At 64.4% G+C, this 14,569-nt stretch carries 13 protein-coding genes; 5 read left to right on the top strand and 8 right to left on the bottom strand.

The genetic code is table 11. The annotated features are described in order from the left end of the window. Nucleotides 1–10: 10 nt before the first annotated feature. The 3 genes from OWC48_RS30250 to OWC48_RS30240 form a co-directional block, all read right to left on the bottom strand. On the bottom strand, nt 11–1,222 hold the full coding sequence (locus OWC48_RS30250) for a GGDEF domain-containing protein (RefSeq protein WP_282523265.1): 1,212 nt from the start codon (nt 1,220–1,222) through the stop codon (nt 11–13). A gap of 617 nt (nt 1,223–1,839) precedes the next feature. Continuing rightward, the gene (locus tag OWC48_RS30245) at nt 1,840–2,451 is read right to left on the bottom strand and encodes a LysE family translocator (RefSeq protein ID WP_282523264.1); all 612 of its coding nucleotides are present in this window, start codon (nt 2,449–2,451) and stop codon (nt 1,840–1,842) included. Nucleotides 2,452–2,506: 55 nt separating this feature from the next. Further along, entirely contained in the window at nt 2,507–2,881 is a 375-nt protein-coding gene (locus tag OWC48_RS30240) for a response regulator (RefSeq protein WP_282523263.1), read from the bottom strand. Nucleotides 2,882–3,000: 119 nt separating this feature from the next. Between OWC48_RS30240 and OWC48_RS30235 the strand changes: the two genes are divergently transcribed. After that, on the top strand, nt 3,001–3,831 hold the full coding sequence (locus OWC48_RS30235; protein WP_282523262.1) for an SDR family oxidoreductase: 831 nt from the start codon (nt 3,001–3,003) through the stop codon (nt 3,829–3,831). A gap of 178 nt (nt 3,832–4,009) precedes the next feature. Here the strand turns inward: OWC48_RS30235 and OWC48_RS30230 are convergent, their stop codons facing one another. Then, a complete protein-coding gene (locus OWC48_RS30230; protein WP_282523261.1) occupies nt 4,010–4,816 on the bottom strand; it encodes a lytic murein transglycosylase in 807 nt (268 codons plus the stop codon). 154 nt (nt 4,817–4,970) lie between these two features. Between OWC48_RS30230 and OWC48_RS30225 the strand changes: the two genes are divergently transcribed. Both OWC48_RS30225 and OWC48_RS30220 read left to right on the top strand, forming a co-directional pair. After that, nucleotides 4,971–5,903 carry an OmpA family protein gene (locus OWC48_RS30225; RefSeq protein WP_404979832.1) on the top strand — a complete coding sequence of 311 codons (933 nt, stop codon included), beginning with the start codon at nt 4,971–4,973 and terminating at the stop codon, nt 5,901–5,903. A 617-nt stretch (nt 5,904–6,520) separates the two neighbouring features. Beyond that, nucleotides 6,521–6,757 (top strand): hypothetical protein, encoded by a 237-nt coding sequence (locus OWC48_RS30220; RefSeq protein WP_028159444.1) that lies wholly within the window; start codon nt 6,521–6,523, stop codon nt 6,755–6,757. Between the two features lie 109 nt (nt 6,758–6,866). Here OWC48_RS30220 and rpoD read toward each other — a convergent pair whose 3' ends face one another. Both rpoD and dnaG read right to left on the bottom strand, forming a co-directional pair. Further along, nucleotides 6,867–9,026: an RNA polymerase sigma factor RpoD gene (gene rpoD / locus OWC48_RS30215; protein ID WP_282523259.1), complete on the bottom strand. Its 2,160-nt coding sequence runs from the start codon at nt 9,024–9,026 to the stop codon at nt 6,867–6,869. 378 nt (nt 9,027–9,404) lie between these two features. After that, nucleotides 9,405–11,423 (bottom strand): DNA primase, encoded by a 2,019-nt coding sequence (gene dnaG / locus OWC48_RS30210; protein WP_282523258.1) that lies wholly within the window; start codon nt 11,421–11,423, stop codon nt 9,405–9,407. 191 nt (nt 11,424–11,614) lie between these two features. Here dnaG and OWC48_RS30205 point away from each other — a divergent pair, with 191 nt between their 5' ends. Continuing rightward, complete coding sequence (locus OWC48_RS30205; RefSeq protein WP_282523257.1) at nt 11,615–12,178, top strand: chlorite dismutase family protein; 564 nt, start codon at nt 11,615–11,617, stop codon at nt 12,176–12,178. Here the strand turns inward: OWC48_RS30205 and OWC48_RS30200 are convergent. After that, nucleotides 12,175–12,573 (bottom strand): gamma-glutamylcyclotransferase, encoded by a 399-nt coding sequence (locus tag OWC48_RS30200; RefSeq protein WP_282523256.1) that lies wholly within the window; start codon nt 12,571–12,573, stop codon nt 12,175–12,177. The genes OWC48_RS30205 and OWC48_RS30200 overlap by 4 nt on opposite strands. A gap of 205 nt (nt 12,574–12,778) precedes the next feature. Between OWC48_RS30200 and OWC48_RS30195 the strand changes: the two genes are divergently transcribed. Further along, nucleotides 12,779–13,585: an N-formylglutamate amidohydrolase gene (locus tag OWC48_RS30195; protein ID WP_282523255.1), complete on the top strand. Its 807-nt coding sequence runs from the start codon at nt 12,779–12,781 to the stop codon at nt 13,583–13,585. Here the strand turns inward: OWC48_RS30195 and OWC48_RS30190 are convergent. Continuing rightward, nucleotides 13,582–14,565: a DUF3592 domain-containing protein gene (locus tag OWC48_RS30190; protein ID WP_282523254.1), complete on the bottom strand. Its 984-nt coding sequence runs from the start codon at nt 14,563–14,565 to the stop codon at nt 13,582–13,584. The genes OWC48_RS30195 and OWC48_RS30190 overlap by 4 nt on opposite strands. Nucleotides 14,566–14,569: the final 4 nt, after the last annotated feature.

The raw sequence follows: 14,569 nt of genomic DNA, 5'->3' as shown, positions 1-14,569 counted from the left end.
CTAGCAGGCTTTATGCGAATTTGCGCGTGGCCTCGTCGAGCCCGGGCCGCTCAGGCGAGAGCGGCGGAGCCGGATCGTAGACGGCAAAGTCGTTCTTGCCGTTTTTCTTGGCGTCATAGAGGGCGTGGTCGGCATGGGCGATGAGTCGGTCCGGAAACTGGCCGATGCCGCGGTCCCATTCGGCAACGCCGATCGAGATCGCGATCGGGATGTCCCTGGTTGTACAGGCCGCGGCGTCCTGGCGGCAGACCTCGAGCACGCGGCGGGCGATCGCGGCAGCCTCGCGAAGGGTCGAGGACGGCAGCACGACGCAGAACTCGTCGCCGCCGGTGCGGGCCAGCATGTCGCCCGGCCGCAGCCGCGTTTGCGCCATCAGGGTGAAGTGCCGCAGGCAGGCATCGCCCGCGGCATGACCATGGGTGTCGTTGATGGCCTTGAAGCCGTCGAGATCGATCACCAGCAGCGAGAACGGCTCGCCGCTGCGCTCCGAACGGGCGCATTCCTCGGACAGGCGCTGCAACAAATGCCGCCGGTTGGCGACGCCGGTGAGATCGTCGAGCAGTGCGAGGTCGGCGACCTCGTTGCGCAGGCGATCCATCGCCATCAGCAGGAAGCCGAAATTGAGCGTCATCGACAGGAACAGGAGGCCCAGCACCATGACGCCATGAGCCTGACCGCCGGCGCGCGCCGAGAAATCGTGGCCGAGCAGATTGCCCAGCGTGCGAACCGCAAAGATCCCGACGATGGTGAGGATGACGATGCCGGACAGCCGCGCACCCGGGCTGACGCGGCCTTCCGGCGGCGCCAGGAGCAGACGCAGCGCCAGCACCAGCGGCAAGGCCTGGCCGAGCGTGTAGCTGAGCATGCGGAGCTGCATGTGCTCGAAGCCGACCATGAAGAACACGACGCCAGCGAGGCTTAGCACCCCCGTTGCGGTCATGACGCGCCATGAGACCGGCCGGTCATAGAAACGCTGAATGCCCATGGCGGCGAGGCAGCTCGCCGCGATGATACCGGCAGCGCCGACAAGCAGCGGCAGGGGAGAGGCGACGAACAGGCGGACCAGGGCCGTCATCGCGCCGGTGGCGCCGATGAACGACGATGCCATCCAGAACCGCGCGGCCGCAAATTTCGGATAGGAGCGCGTCACGTAGGCCCAGATCAGGCCAAGCGCCAGGAAGTTGACGACGAAGACCGTCCAGAGTGTCGGTACGTTCAGCATGGCGCGTGCGGCACGCGCAGCGTCGCACCCCCTGTCTCTGGCTGCCGTTCGTCCATGACCCTTTCCCCGCGTTCTTGCGGAGAAGAATGCGCGGATTGCACTTAACGGAACCTCACTGCGATCTGCGAAAGCTCGCCCTTGGTTTTGGATTCATGAACAGCGCGCCGCGATTATCGGATCGTTAGGCATGTCGCGACCTCGCCGCGCGGTCGCGCCGAAGCGCATCGCGATGCGGATTCGCGGGCAGAAATCACCCGAAAATGCATCTGAGCTGTGGATAACGTAATGACACAGATGTGACAGCACGGGGCAGAGACCTGCGAATCTGCTGAGTTTGTGGTCGAGGATGTTGCGAGGCTGGCCCTCCGCCGAGCATCCCTCGTGTCGCGTTTAACCATGAACCCTTGAGAGGATACTATGGCTAAGAAAGCGAAGAAGGCGAAGAAGGCGACGAAGAAAAAGGCCAAGAAGGCCGCGAAGAAGAAGTAGCCAGCATGTTCTTTGCCCGGGTGGAGCCTCGCTCCGCCCGGGTGTCGAGTAAGGTTGAGAGATTGAAGATGGCGGGCACAAGGCCCGCTTTTTTATTAATCCACGCTCAGCTGCCGCGACGGAGAAGCCTACCGCTCCGCAAACGCCAGCTTGGCACCAAGCGCGGCAAAGCCGGCGGCAAAGCTGCGGCGCAGCCAGGCCATGACATGCGGGCGGGAGATGACACGCTCGCGCACCGACGCCGCGCAGAGGCCGTAGAGGACGAACACCGCAAAGGTCATCGCCATGAAGGCGCCGCTCAATTCCAGCATCCGCGCCAGCACATGGGCTTCATCCACCGCGATGAACTGCGGCAGAAAGGCCAGGAAGAAGATCGACAGTTTCGGATTGAGGATGTTGATCAGGAAGCCGGTGACGATGACGCGGCGGCTCGACCGCTCCTTGATATCAGCCTCGACCGCCAGCGCTCCGGTCTCACGCAGCGCCTGCCAGGACATGTAGAGCAGATAGGCGACGCCGCCCCATTTCAGCGCGGCAAAGGCGAGCGCGCTGGTGTGCAGCACCGCGGCAAGCCCGAGCATCGCAGCTATCATGTGCGGCACGATCCCCAGCGTGCAGCCGAAGGCGGCAGCGATGCTCGCGCGCGAGCCGCGGGTCAGCGCCGCAGCCAGGGTGTAAAGCACACCGGTGCCGGGCGAGGCGACGACGATGAGCGAGGTGAGCAGGAAGGACAAGGTCATCGGCAGACTCTATCACCGCGCCTCACGGCAAGAAAGCGAGCCCCCGGATCAACCGTCAGGACAGCTGCGCGAGCTCGGCCTCGCGGAGCACGTCGAGCGGAGCCCACGGCTTGGCCCAGAATTTCGCGCCGTCGGGCAAGGGCTGCGCCAAGGGGCGGCCGGAGGTGACGACGATGTCGAGCTTTGGATTGCGGTCCTTGGCGACGTGCGCGAGCTCGACCCCGTTCATGCGCCCCGCAAGCTGAACGTCCGTCAGCATCAGACAGAGCGCGCCGGCGCTATTGTCGAGCACCCGCTGGGCCGCCTCGGCGCTGTCGCACTGGATGACCAGGTAGCCGCTTTCTTCCAGCAGCAGGCTCAGCATCTCCCGCTGCATGGGGTCGTCTTCAACGATCAGCGCCGTTGCACGAAATGGTTCTGCCTGTCCCATGGGCCGCTCCAATGCTTGCTTGCGTAACCTATGTTAAGGAGCCAGTTCGCCGGTGGTTCAGTTCCATCATGAAAAATGTACATCATAGTTCCACACGACCGGCCTGACGGGGGGACATCATGACTGCCATTCGCGGCGCCGCCGCCATCACGGGAGCGGCGAGCGGCATCGGCCGCGCGCTGGCGATCGAGCTCGGCAACCGCGGTTGCGATCTCGCGCTCGCCGATCGCGACGAGGCCGGGTTGAAGACGCTCGCCGCCGAGATCGGTGCCGCACGCAAGGTCAGCGTGCATCGCGTCGACGTCAGCGAGCCCGGCGACATCGCAGAGTTCGCGCGTGATGCGATCGCTGCGCATCACGCGCTCGGCATCGTCATCAACAATGCCGGCGTGGCCCTGATGGGATCGTTCGAGGAGATCGACCAGACGCAGATGGAGTGGCTGTTCGACATCAATTTCTGGGGCGTGGTGCACGGCACGCGCGCCTTCCTGCCGCACCTGAAGACGCTGGCAGAGGCGCACATCGTCAACGTCTCCTCGATTTTCGGCATCATCGCGCCGCCGGGACAGTCGGCCTATGCCGCCGCCAAGTTCGCGGTGCGCGGCTTTTCCGAGAGCGTGCGGCACGAGCTTGCGGTCGCGGGCAGCCCCGTCAGACTGTCGGTGGTGCATCCCGGCGGCGTCGCCACCTCCATCGCGCGCAATTCGCGCACCGGGGTCGGCGTCACCGACAATGCGCGCCGCGCGCAATCGATCGAGCGGTTCGAGAACGCGGCAAAGACCACGCCGAAAGACGCCGCGCTGCGCATCATCAGGGGCATCGAGAACAACCAGCCCCGCATCCTGATCGGCAACGACGCCCGCTTCATGGACCTGTTGCAGCGCTTCCGCCCCGGAACGTATTGGGCGCCATTGCAAAGGAAGCTGGAGAAGATGGCGAAGGGGACATGAGAGTTGTTTGCTCCCACCCTCCCCTGGAGGGGGAGGGTCGATCGCGCGAAGCGCGAGCGGGGTGGGGTGATCTCTCCACACAGACACTGTTCGAGGCGGAGAGACTGTCACCCCACCCCGTCTCACATTTCGCTGCGCTCAATGCGAGCCGACCCTCCCCCTCCAGGGGAGGGTGAAGTCACTGCCCCGCCAGCCGGTCCGCAAAATAGCCGATCGTCTTGCGGTAGATCACCGCCCTGTTCCACTCCCGCATCGCCTCGAAATTGGCGGTGCCCTCGCCGTAGGGCTGGCCCATCTTGAAGCCGCTGGTGTGAAGCAGGTTCGCGGTCGAGGCGAGCACGTCGGGCACGCTGTGGCGCAGGTCGACGTGGCCGTCGCCGTCGAAATCGACGCCGTATTTGATGTAGGACGACGGCAGGAACTGGGTCTGGCCGATCTCACCGGCATAGGCGCCGATCAGGTCGCCCAGCGGCAGGTCGCCGCGCTGCACGATCTTGAGCGCGGCGAGCAGCTCGCCCTGGAACAGCTCGGTGCGGCGGCAATCATGCGCGAGCGTGGCGAGCGTCCGGATCACCGGCAGCTTGCCGATGTCGCCTTTGCCGAAATCGCTCTCGAGCCCCCAGATCGCGACCAGGATATAGCGGGGCACGCCGAACTGCTGCTCGATCCGTGAGAGCAGCGCCGCGTGGCGCTGAAGCAGTGCCCTGCCGCCATTGATGCGGCCGGGGCCGACGCGGGTCGAGACATACTGCTCAAAGCTCTTGTTGAAGGTGTAGCGCTGGCGCCGGTCGAAGGCGAGCACCGCGCCGTCCTGGGCGATGCCACTGAATGCCGCGCTGGTCACACTCGCCGAGACGCCGGCTCCTTGCGCCTCCGAGCTCATGCTGGCGACGAAGCTGTTGAAGTCGCCGCCGCAGCGCGCGGCCTGCGCCGATCCGCCGGCCAGACAGAGGATGAAGGTGGTGGCCAAAGCGAGTCTCGACATGCAGGAAAATCCTTTGAAGAATGAACGCGGAAGCGCGCGATCATGCCCGGGAACCGGATTCGCGTCAAAGCGGCAGATCCTCGCCAGAACCGATCGTATCTTGGGCGCGACAAATGAATTGCGCTCGCCCCGTCCCCAACCGATCGAGATGACCATGCCCATTCCGCACCGGATGCTCGCTGTCCTCGCCCTGCTCTCCTTCACCGCCACCGTCGCCGCCGCGCAGACCCGCGATGTCGCAGGCAGCCGCGACTATCCCGGCATCGGCCGTTTCACCGGCAGCGTCATCACCGGCTACGTGATGAAGGATTTTGACGCCGCCCGGATGCAGGCGGCCGCCTTCAGGGACGGCCAGCCTGCCGATGCGCGGCGGCTCGAAGGCCGCATCTTCCGCATCGCCTATCGCACCAATCCCGGCTCCTCGATCCTGGAAGTGTCGCGCAATTTCGAGACGCAGCTTGCGAAAGCCGGCTTCGAGACCTTGCTTTCCTGCGACACCGACGCCTGCGGTGCCATTCCCTTCACCGAGGCGATCGACACGCTGCCGGTGCCGCAGATGTGGGTCGACGGCTTCAACTACCGCTATTTTTCCGGCCGCAAGACCGAAGGCGGGCGCGAGACTTGGGCCAGCGTCATCGTCAGCCAGAACAACCAGGACATCACCGCGCAGGTCACGGTTGCCGAGCTCGGCGCCATCGCGAACAAGATGGTCGATGCCGCCGCGATGGCGAAGGGCTTGGGCGAGACCGGCCACATCGCGCTTTACGGAATCTATTTCGATACCGACAAGGCGGTGCTGAAGCCGGAGAGCCGCCCGACGCTGGAGCAGATCGCAAAGCTGCTGACGAGCCAGCCGCAGCTGAATGTCTTCATCGTCGGCCACACCGATAGCCAGGGCGCGTACGAATACAATCTCGATCTCTCGAAGCGCCGCGCCGAAGCGGTCGCAGCCGAGCTCGTGAAGAGCTTTCGGATTGCGCAACCGAGGCTACGCACCGCCGGCGTCGGATTGCTGGCTCCAGTCGGTTCGAATGCCACGGACGCCGGCCGCGCGCTCAACCGGCGCGTGGAGCTGGTGGCACCGTGACGGCCTCACTCATCTTCCCACCTGCGCTCTGAGTATCTCTTGAATGGCGTTGTTGTGGAGAAGTGGCTCGCCATACGGGAACTCGGCACGCGCACGCGGTGAGGTGTACACCCGCGGACATGGAACTCGTTCGCACAATGGAACACAACCTGTGCACGCGGACGGAAGACGTGCAGACGAACGCGTTTTCTTACAAGGCGTGGACCTCTAGTTGCGTTGCGAGAGCGGGAAATATGAACAAAGTGATTTGGCCTTCCAAACAATTGCTTTGATACGCATCGAAACCAGATGTCGCGACCAACGCATATCTGATGCGTTCGCTGCGACATCACAGCGTCAACGATTTGCCTTGCCACGCCATAGCGCAAGTTATAATCTTCTATTCTAAGTTGTCGCCCCGCCAGCCCCGGGCGATGCTGAAGACCAAAAATAAACGGCGGGCTTTACGGCCCGCCGTTTATTGAGCGAAGGGTCGCAGCAGGCGCCTGGCGCCGCTCCTCGATGTGCTCTAGCAATCAAGACAGCCCCCCCAGCTGGTTAGCGCCCCGGCTCGATGCTGGTGTCGACAAACCGCCGAAGTCATTTGACTGCGGGCCCCTGATCGACGACAAGCCGCCATGGCCAAAAAACCTGGAACCAATCCCAAAGGCGAATTCGCCTTCTTCAACGTCTTCTATGAAGACGATTCCCAACGCTCCAACCGCCGCGTTCCTAGCGAATTGCTCGGCGGCCTCGACGGCGACGAACCCGCGCGCGGCTTCATCATGGAGCAGGACCGCGAGATCGCCGAAAAGTCCGGCCGCCCGGCGCTCGAGATCAAGCGGATCGAGCGGGTCGGGGCGAAGAAGAAGTAGGCGCTGGCCGCGAAGCGCGGACGTCAGCACAAACAAAAACGGCGGGCCTTGGGCCCGCCGTTTTCGTTTGGATGAATGCCCGGGTCAGGCCCTGGCATGACGATCCGAATTAGTTGTCCAGGAAGCTCCGCAGCTTCCGGCTCCGCGACGGATGCTTCAATTTCCGCAGCGCCTTCGCTTCGATCTGACGAATACGTTCGCGGGTCACCGAGAACTGCTGGCCGACTTCTTCCAGCGTGTGGTCGGTGTTCATGCCGATGCCGAAGCGCATGCGCAGCACGCGCTCTTCGCGCGGGGTGAGCGAGGCGAGCACGCGCGTGGTGGTCTCGCGCAGGTTCGACTGGATCGCGGCGTCGATGGGGAGGATCGCGTTCTTGTCCTCGATGAAATCGCCGAGATGTGAATCCTCTTCGTCACCGACCGGCGTCTCCAGCGACAGCGGCTCCTTGGCGATCTTGAGGACCTTGCGGACCTTCTCCAGGGGCATGCCGAGCTTCTCGGCGAGCTCTTCCGGGGTCGGCTCGCGGCCGATCTCGTTGAGCATCTGGCGCGAGGTGCGCACGATCTTGTTGATCGTCTCGATCATGTGCACGGGGATGCGGATGGTGCGCGCCTGGTCGGCGATCGAGCGGGTGATCGCCTGCCGGATCCACCACGTGGCGTAGGTCGAGAACTTGTAGCCGCGGCGGTATTCGAACTTATCAACGGCCTTCATCAGGCCGATGTTGCCTTCCTGGATCAGGTCGAGGAACTGCAGACCGCGGTTGGTGTACTTCTTGGCGATCGAGATCACGAGACGGAGGTTGGCTTCCACCATCTCCTTCTTGGCCTGGCGTGCCTCGCGCTCGCCCTTCTGCACCGAGTGCACGATCTTGCGGAACTCGACGATCTCGAGGCCGGTGAGCGCGGCGAGCTGGTGCACCTCGTGACGGAGGTCCTTGATGCGGTCCTTCTCGATATGGACGAAGTTCTTCCAGCCCTTGGCCGAGAGCTTCGAGACGCGGTTGAGCCAGCGCGGATCGAGCTCCGAGCCGGTGTAGTTGCGCAGGAAGTCCTCACGCGCGACGCCATGGCTGTCGGCAAGGCGCATCAGGCGGCCCTCGTGCGACACGAGGCGCTTGTTGATGTCGTAGAGCTGCTCGACCAGTGAGTCGATACGCGCCTGATTCAGGCGCAGCGACTTCACCTCGACGATGATCTCGTCCTTCAGCTTGCGATATTTGCGTTCCTGGTGCGGCGAGAGCGAGGGCCCGTGCGAGGTGCTCTCGAGCTGGTTCTGGATGTCCTGCTCCTGAAGCTTGCGCAGCTTCTTGTAGCTGTCCGCGATCTTGTCGAAGATCTCGACGACCTTCGGCTTGAGCTCGGCCTCGATGGCCGCGAGCGACATCTGGTTCTCGAACTCGTCGTCCTCGTCCATGTCGGCTTCGGCGGCGGCTTCGCCCGGATCCTTCTCGCCTTCGCCGGCACTGCCGGGCGCAGGCGTGGCGCGGAACGGGGTCGGCGACGGCGGCGCGGCGGGCGGCGCAACATGCGCCGGCGCAGCTCCGTTCACGGCTGCGGCCTCGCCGCCTTCGGCGGACGCTTCGCCGTTCTCGCCGGTCGGACCGCCGATCATCGCATTGTTCATGCCGCCCTTGGCGTCGGGCCCGGCATAGGTCGCTTCGAGATCGATGATGTCGCGAAGGAAGATCTTGCCTTCGTTGAGCTCGTCGCGCCAGATGATGATGGCCTGGAAGGTCAGCGGGCTTTCGCAGAGGCCCGCGATCATCGCCTCGCGGCCGGCCTCGATGCGCTTCGCAATCGCGATTTCGCCTTCGCGGGACAGAAGCTCGACCGTGCCCATCTCGCGCAGATACATGCGCACGGGATCGTCGGTGCGCTCGCCCGGCTCGCTCTTCTTGACCTCGGTGACGGCCTTCTGCGTGACCTCGACGAGCTCGTTGTCGGTCTCGTCCTCGCCGCCCTCGTCCTTGTCCTCCTCGCCGTCGCTATCGTCGGCTTCGGTGACGTTGATGCCCATGTCCGAGAGCATGGACATGATGTCCTCGATCTGCTCCGGAGAGGTCTGGTCGGACGGCAAAACTTCGTTGAGCTGATCGAAGGTCACGAAGCCGCGCTTCTTGGCCTGCTTGATCATCTTCTTCACGGCCGCGTCGGACAGATCGAGCAACGGCGACGGCGCGTCCTGGGAGTCCTTCTCCGGCGCGTCCGCTGCCTTGTCGTCTTTCTCTTTGTCCTTCGCCTGCAGCGTCTTTGCCTTGGTGGCCATCCATTGCTCCTAAACGCGCTTCATGCAGAAGGCCGAACGGCCCGCCCGCCTGAATTCACTTGAACCTGTTGTTCGACGCTCTCGCTTCGTCAGATCGCGACACGGAAAGGGCGGCGCGCCTATCTCTCGCCACCCCGACCTTTCTCTCGCCGGATTTGCCTAACGCTTCGTGAGCCCCTTTGTCGCAGCGGATGCAGGTGTAGTGCCAACAGCGATTGCGCGGATTCATTCCTGACGCGTCTGTTCTGCCTGCGGCCGCCTGGTGGCCAAAGTGCTACAAGACCGTTAAGCCTCGATTAACCCTGTTTTTGCCGCCAAACCTTGGATTTGGCGAGTCTTTTAGCGGTTCCGGTCCCGGCCGTCCGCATGATTCTTTCATCACACGCTCTTCTGGAACCGGCCCGACAGCTCGCCAAAACCCTCGATCAGGGCCTCGGTACCGTCGACTTCTCCTATCCGAGCCTTGACGTCACGCAGCCACGCCAAATTGGCCTCGCTGGGGTCCTCCCCCAAGGCCAGCTCGGCGTCCTTCAGCTCTCTAAGTAGTGAATGGTATTGCCGATGCAAGGCAACGAGCTGATGCCAGGTGGAGAGAACGTCGTCCCGGGCCGCGCCCTCGCGGGCACCCCACACCGCTGCAGTCGTGATACCGTTCTCAACCCTTTGAAGAAGCTGTGAGAATCCACCCTTCTCGATATCGGCTCGCATCTTCTCGGCCAGCTCGCCGGGGTCCGGCGAGTGGTGGTGGTCGTTGGCGAAGGCGGCGATGATACCGGCCCGGAGCTTATGGGCCTCGGGATGGGCCAGCTCCAGGGCGGCGACCTCCTCAAGGTGGTCATGCAGCAGCCAAGGGTGGTTGATCAGGATTTGCAGGATCAGGGCTTCGCGCCGGGATATGGCGCTGCGCTGGCCCTTCATGATCGGGCTGGCTGCCAGCTGGGGGCTCGCCGCCTGATAGGGGCCGGAGGGGATAAAGGCAGGCCCCGGGGCTCCACGCCGCCCTTGGCTACCGAATCCCTGGCCCCCGAATCGATTCGCCTGCCCCCCGTTGCGGGGCTGGAAGGAGCGGCCGGAATTGCCTTGGAAATTGCCCCGGCCGGCAAAGCCGCCGCGTCCGCCCTCGGGCGCGAAGGTGCGTCGAAGCCGTTCGGCAAAATCGTCGCGATAATAGCGCCGCACCACCTCGTCGCGGATGCCGTTGGACAGCTCCTTGACGCGCGCTTCCAGCGCGGCACGGCGTTCGGGCGTGGCAAAGTTGCCGCCTTCGAGTTCGCGCGACCAGATCATCTCGGCGAGCGGCTTCGCCGCCGCGATGACATCGTCGATCGCGCCGCGGCCGCCCGAGCGGACGAGATCGTCGGGGTCCTGCCCTTCCGGCAGCAGCGCAAAGCGCAGGCTCTTGCCCGGCGCAAGAAATGGCAAGGCGAGGTCGGCCGCGCGATAGGCGGCCTTCTGTCCGGCGCGATCGCCGTCGAAGCAAAGGATCGGCTCGTCCGCCATCTTCCAGAGCAGCGCGAGCTGGTTTTCGGTCAGCGCGGTGCCGAGCGGCGCCACGGCACCTGCAAAGCCTGCCGTCACCATGGCGATGACGTCGACATAGCCTTCGACCACGATCAGCGCGCTGCCAGCGTGGGTGGCTTTGCGCGCAGTCTGGTGATTGTAGAGATTGTCGCCCTTGTGGAAGAGCGGCGTCTCCGGCGAGTTCAGGTATTTTGCCGGAACGTCCTTTTCCAGCGCACGCCCGCCGAAGGCGATGACGCGGCCACGCAGATCCGTGATCGGAAACATCACGCGATCGCGGAAGCGATCGTAGGGCACGGGAATGTCGTTGCCGGCAACGAGCAGCCCCGTCTCGATCATGTCCTCGACGGAAACGCCGAGCTTGCCGAGATGCTCCTTCAGCGCGAAGCGCTCGGGTGGCGGCGGCGCATAGCCGAGGCGGAACTGCACTTGCGTCGCCGGCGAGATCGCGCGATCGGCGAGATAGCCGCGCGCCTTGGCGCCGACGCGCGAGGCCAGCGTCTCGGCGAAGAATTTCGCCGCGAGCTCCATGACATCATGCAGCGTGCGGCGCCGCTGCTCGTGCCGCGCCGCATCCGGCGTCACCGCCGGCAGCGGCAGGCCCGCCATGCCGGCGAGCCGCTCCACGGCCTCCGCGAACGGCAGGCCGTCGGTCTCCATCACGAAGGTGATGATGTCGCCGTGCTTGCCGGAGGAGAAGTCGTGGTAAAATCCCTTCTGGTCGTTGACGTAGAAGGACGGCGTCTTCTCCTGCTGGAACGGCGACAGCCCCTTCCATTCCCGCCCGGCCTTCTTCAGCTTCACGCGCTTGCCCACGACTTCGGAGACCGAAAGCCGGGCACGAAGCTCGTCGAGGAACTGGGGCGTGAAGCGCATGGCGTGTATGTAACGCGAATCCGGGTGAGTCGGGCGAAGGATCAGGGATATAGGTGCGGCCCGGCCAAAAGTCAGGTTTGTCAGGATTATACGCGCTGTTCACAGCCCCTCCGTCATTCCGGGGCGCGCGGAGCGCGAGCCCCGACCGACAGAAAGCTTGAATCCAACCCGGTTCCACGCTTCGATAGGCCATGTTCAGGACGTTTCGAGGCGGCCATAGCGGGGGTTGGCGCGTCACCTCGATTTCGCCAGTGACGGGCGAGCCCCTGCCCTTCATGCCGGCGCTGTCGGTCGTCGACAGCGATGCCGTCGCATTGCCGCTGGTGCCCTCGCGCAATGCGTGGCGACTGGTGGGCGTAGCGAGCAGCTTGCGCTACACCGAGCGCGCCGAGAAGCAGCAGCTCACCGCGGTGCAGGCCGGGCTCGGCCGGCTCGAGGCCACCTCCGCGGCGCTGATCCCGATCCGCAAGTCGCAAGCCTGGTGGGAGCTGACGCAGGAAGAGCGCCGCAAGATTTTCGAGGACAAGTCGCACCACATCGCGAGCAGCCTGCGCTTCCTGCCAGCGATCGCCCGGCAGCTCTACCACAGCCGCGACCTCGGCGGCCCCTTCGACTTCCTGACCTGGTTCGAGTTCGCACCCGCAGATGCCTCGCTGTTCGAAGAGCTGGTGGCGATGCTCAGGGAGACCGAGGAGTGGACCTACGTCGAGCGCGAGGTGGACGTGCGCGTGGTGAAGGAAGTGCTCTCGGCTTAATGATCCAGGAAGCGTCCGGTCTCGATGACGGGCAGATCGCCGACCGGCCAGTTGTAGACATAGGTCCAGGCCTTCTCCGTTGTGCCGTCAGGCAACGTCACGTCAATCAGCGCGCGCAGATATTCGGTCGGCTCCGGAAAGCCCTCGCCGCAGGCCTCGTACATGTCGAGCTCGCGCAGGAGCTCGTCGGGCACGCGCAATTGAAAAAGCTCACCATGGACGACATCGGAGGCTGCGTTCGACAGCAGCAATCCGGGATAATGCTTCACGAGAACGAGCCGGCCGCGACACGTCGCGTCGCCCAAAAAGTCCGCATGTCCTGCAAGCAGCCGCGCCATCGGATGGTCGAAGCCGCGCATCAGGGTGCCGTAGACGAAAAGTCGATCGGAGGTCATGGGGTGTCTATAGCCGTCAATCGAGCGAAACGACAGCCGCACATTTCCTTCGTCCAGCGAAGTCCCGGGGGCAAGCGAGATTTGGTCTTGTGATGAATCGCCGGCAACGGCATCGTCTGGCGATCATGACGATTTTGGGTGGACCGACCTGCAAGCCATTGCTGCCCAATTTAGACTGTAACTGCTTTTTCCATAGGCAATCAGGATGGACTTGAACACGGCCGACGCGACCGATCAACTGCTCGGCGCGGGGGACATTCCGCCGGTGCATGAGGTCAATGCGGATGGGGCATCGCCTTTCCTGCTCACCTCGGATCATTACGGACGGATCTTGCCGCGCGCGCTCGGCGACCTCGGCGTCGCGGCAAGCGAGCTCACGCGGCACATCGCCTGGGACATCGGCATTGCCGGCGTCGCTGAGCGGCTGGCAAGAATGCTCGATGCGCATCTGATCGCGCAGCGCTATTCGCGGCTCGTGATCGACTGCAACCGCTCCCCCGGCGTCGCAAGCTCGATCCCCGTGTTCTCCGAAGCGACCGCGATCCCGCGCAACGAGAGCATCTCCGAGGCCGAGCGTACGGCGCGGCGGCGCGAGATCTTCGAGCCCTATCACCGCCGCATCGATGCCGCGATCGACCGCCGCCTGCACCACGCGCGGCCGACGGTGCTGGTGTCGCTGCACAGCTTCACACCGGTTTATGCCGGCGTCGCCCGGCCCTGGCACATCGCCGCGCTTTATAACCGCGACACCGTGCTGCCGCAGCTGCTGCTGAAACATTTGCGCGCTGAAGGCGATCTCGTCGTCGGCGACAACGAGCCCTATGCGGTGAGCGACCTCAGCGACTACACCATCCCCGTCCACGGCGAAGCCCGCGGCCTCGTCAACACCGGCATCGAGATCCGCCAGGATCTGATCGCGGATCAGTCCGGCCAGCAGCAATGGGCGGAGCGGCTGGCGAGGATTTTTGCGGAGATCGAGCTGGAATTGCGCAGCGAGAGGCTAGTCGACTAGCCGCCCCGCGTCGCGACGAACACCGCGAGCGCAGCGAAAATCGCAGCGATGCCCCACAGCAGCCAGGCGATGCGGACGGGGCCGCTTGTATCGAGTGTTGCCTCGGCCGGGTTGTCGGGATTGACGCGCACCTCGACGGTCGCGCCGTGCTTGTAGCGCGACATCAGCTTCTTCAACATCTCGTCGGACCCCGACCGCGTCCCGGCCGCGACGCGCGCGCATTCATTGGTGTAGCTGACGTTCTGATAGCGATAGGTGTAGGTCACGCGCTTGCCGAACATCTCGGTGCCGCGGCGCTCGCCCGGCTCGCTGGCCTCGTGATATTGCTCGACCCCCGACAGCTTGATCGTGCCCGGCACCACCGGCCAGCGCGCCGCCTTCAACGCCTGCCGCCGCACCCCATACCCCATCAGCGCGATGACGAGGCCGAACGCGCCGAAGCCGACGACGAGGCCCGCGAGATCGGGCCGCCCGATGTGGTGCGCAAGGTAGGCATAAGTCTGGTTGAGACCGAACGCCGAGCCGAACACGACGCCAAACGCGATCGCCGTGCCGATGCCGAGGCAGCCCCATAGCCCCTTGGGCAGGTCGCGCTCGAGCACGGCCTGATCGGGATGGCGCGGATTGTAATAGACGGTGACGACACTGCCGGCGGGATATTTTGCGAGCTTCTCGGCGACCTCGAAATTGCCGAGATCCTCGCCGATCGAGATGCGGTTACAGCTCAGCTTGCGGCTGCCGACCGGATATTCGTAAGTCACGTTCGCAAAATTGCGGCTTTCGAGCCGATAGCCTTCCTCGCGGTCGCTGTCAGACACCCTGACCTCGCGCACCTCGGCGACCGAACGGACGACCTTGCCCGATGCCTGCGGCCAGCTTCGCGCCTCGCGCACCTGCCAGGTCTTCACGACGGCAGCGACCAATAACAGCCCGAGTGGTGCGAACAGCATCGCGTAGACGAACCAGGGCAGCTCGGGCACGGCC

This window comes from Bradyrhizobium sp. Arg816, assembly GCF_029989365.1.
In the GTDB taxonomy this organism is placed as follows: Bacteria; Pseudomonadota; Alphaproteobacteria; order Rhizobiales; family Xanthobacteraceae; genus Bradyrhizobium.
The sequence above is the reverse complement of the archived record's forward strand: the minus strand, read 5'-3'. Positions and strand labels throughout refer to the sequence as shown.

Coding starts and splice junctions, on each gene's coding strand:
- OWC48_RS30250 (WP_282523265.1), bottom strand. CDS start 1,222: ATGCTGAACGTACCGACACTCTGGACGGTCTTCGTCGTCAACTTCCTG.
- OWC48_RS30245 (WP_282523264.1), bottom strand. CDS start 2,451: ATGACCTTGTCCTTCCTGCTCACCTCGCTCATCGTCGTCGCCTCGCCC.
- OWC48_RS30240 (WP_282523263.1), bottom strand. CDS start 2,881: ATGGGACAGGCAGAACCATTTCGTGCAACGGCGCTGATCGTTGAAGAC.
- OWC48_RS30235 (WP_282523262.1), top strand. CDS start 3,001: ATGACTGCCATTCGCGGCGCCGCCGCCATCACGGGAGCGGCGAGCGGC.
- OWC48_RS30230 (WP_282523261.1), bottom strand. CDS start 4,816: ATGTCGAGACTCGCTTTGGCCACCACCTTCATCCTCTGTCTGGCCGGC.
- OWC48_RS30225 (WP_404979832.1), top strand. CDS start 4,971: ATGCCCATTCCGCACCGGATGCTCGCTGTCCTCGCCCTGCTCTCCTTC.
- OWC48_RS30220 (WP_028159444.1), top strand. CDS start 6,521: ATGGCCAAAAAACCTGGAACCAATCCCAAAGGCGAATTCGCCTTCTTC.
- rpoD (WP_282523259.1), bottom strand. CDS start 9,026: ATGGCCACCAAGGCAAAGACGCTGCAGGCGAAGGACAAAGAGAAAGAC.
- dnaG (WP_282523258.1), bottom strand. CDS start 11,423: ATGCGCTTCACGCCCCAGTTCCTCGACGAGCTTCGTGCCCGGCTTTCG.
- OWC48_RS30205 (WP_282523257.1), top strand. CDS start 11,615: ATGTTCAGGACGTTTCGAGGCGGCCATAGCGGGGGTTGGCGCGTCACC.
- OWC48_RS30200 (WP_282523256.1), bottom strand. CDS start 12,573: ATGACCTCCGATCGACTTTTCGTCTACGGCACCCTGATGCGCGGCTTC.
- OWC48_RS30195 (WP_282523255.1), top strand. CDS start 12,779: ATGGACTTGAACACGGCCGACGCGACCGATCAACTGCTCGGCGCGGGG.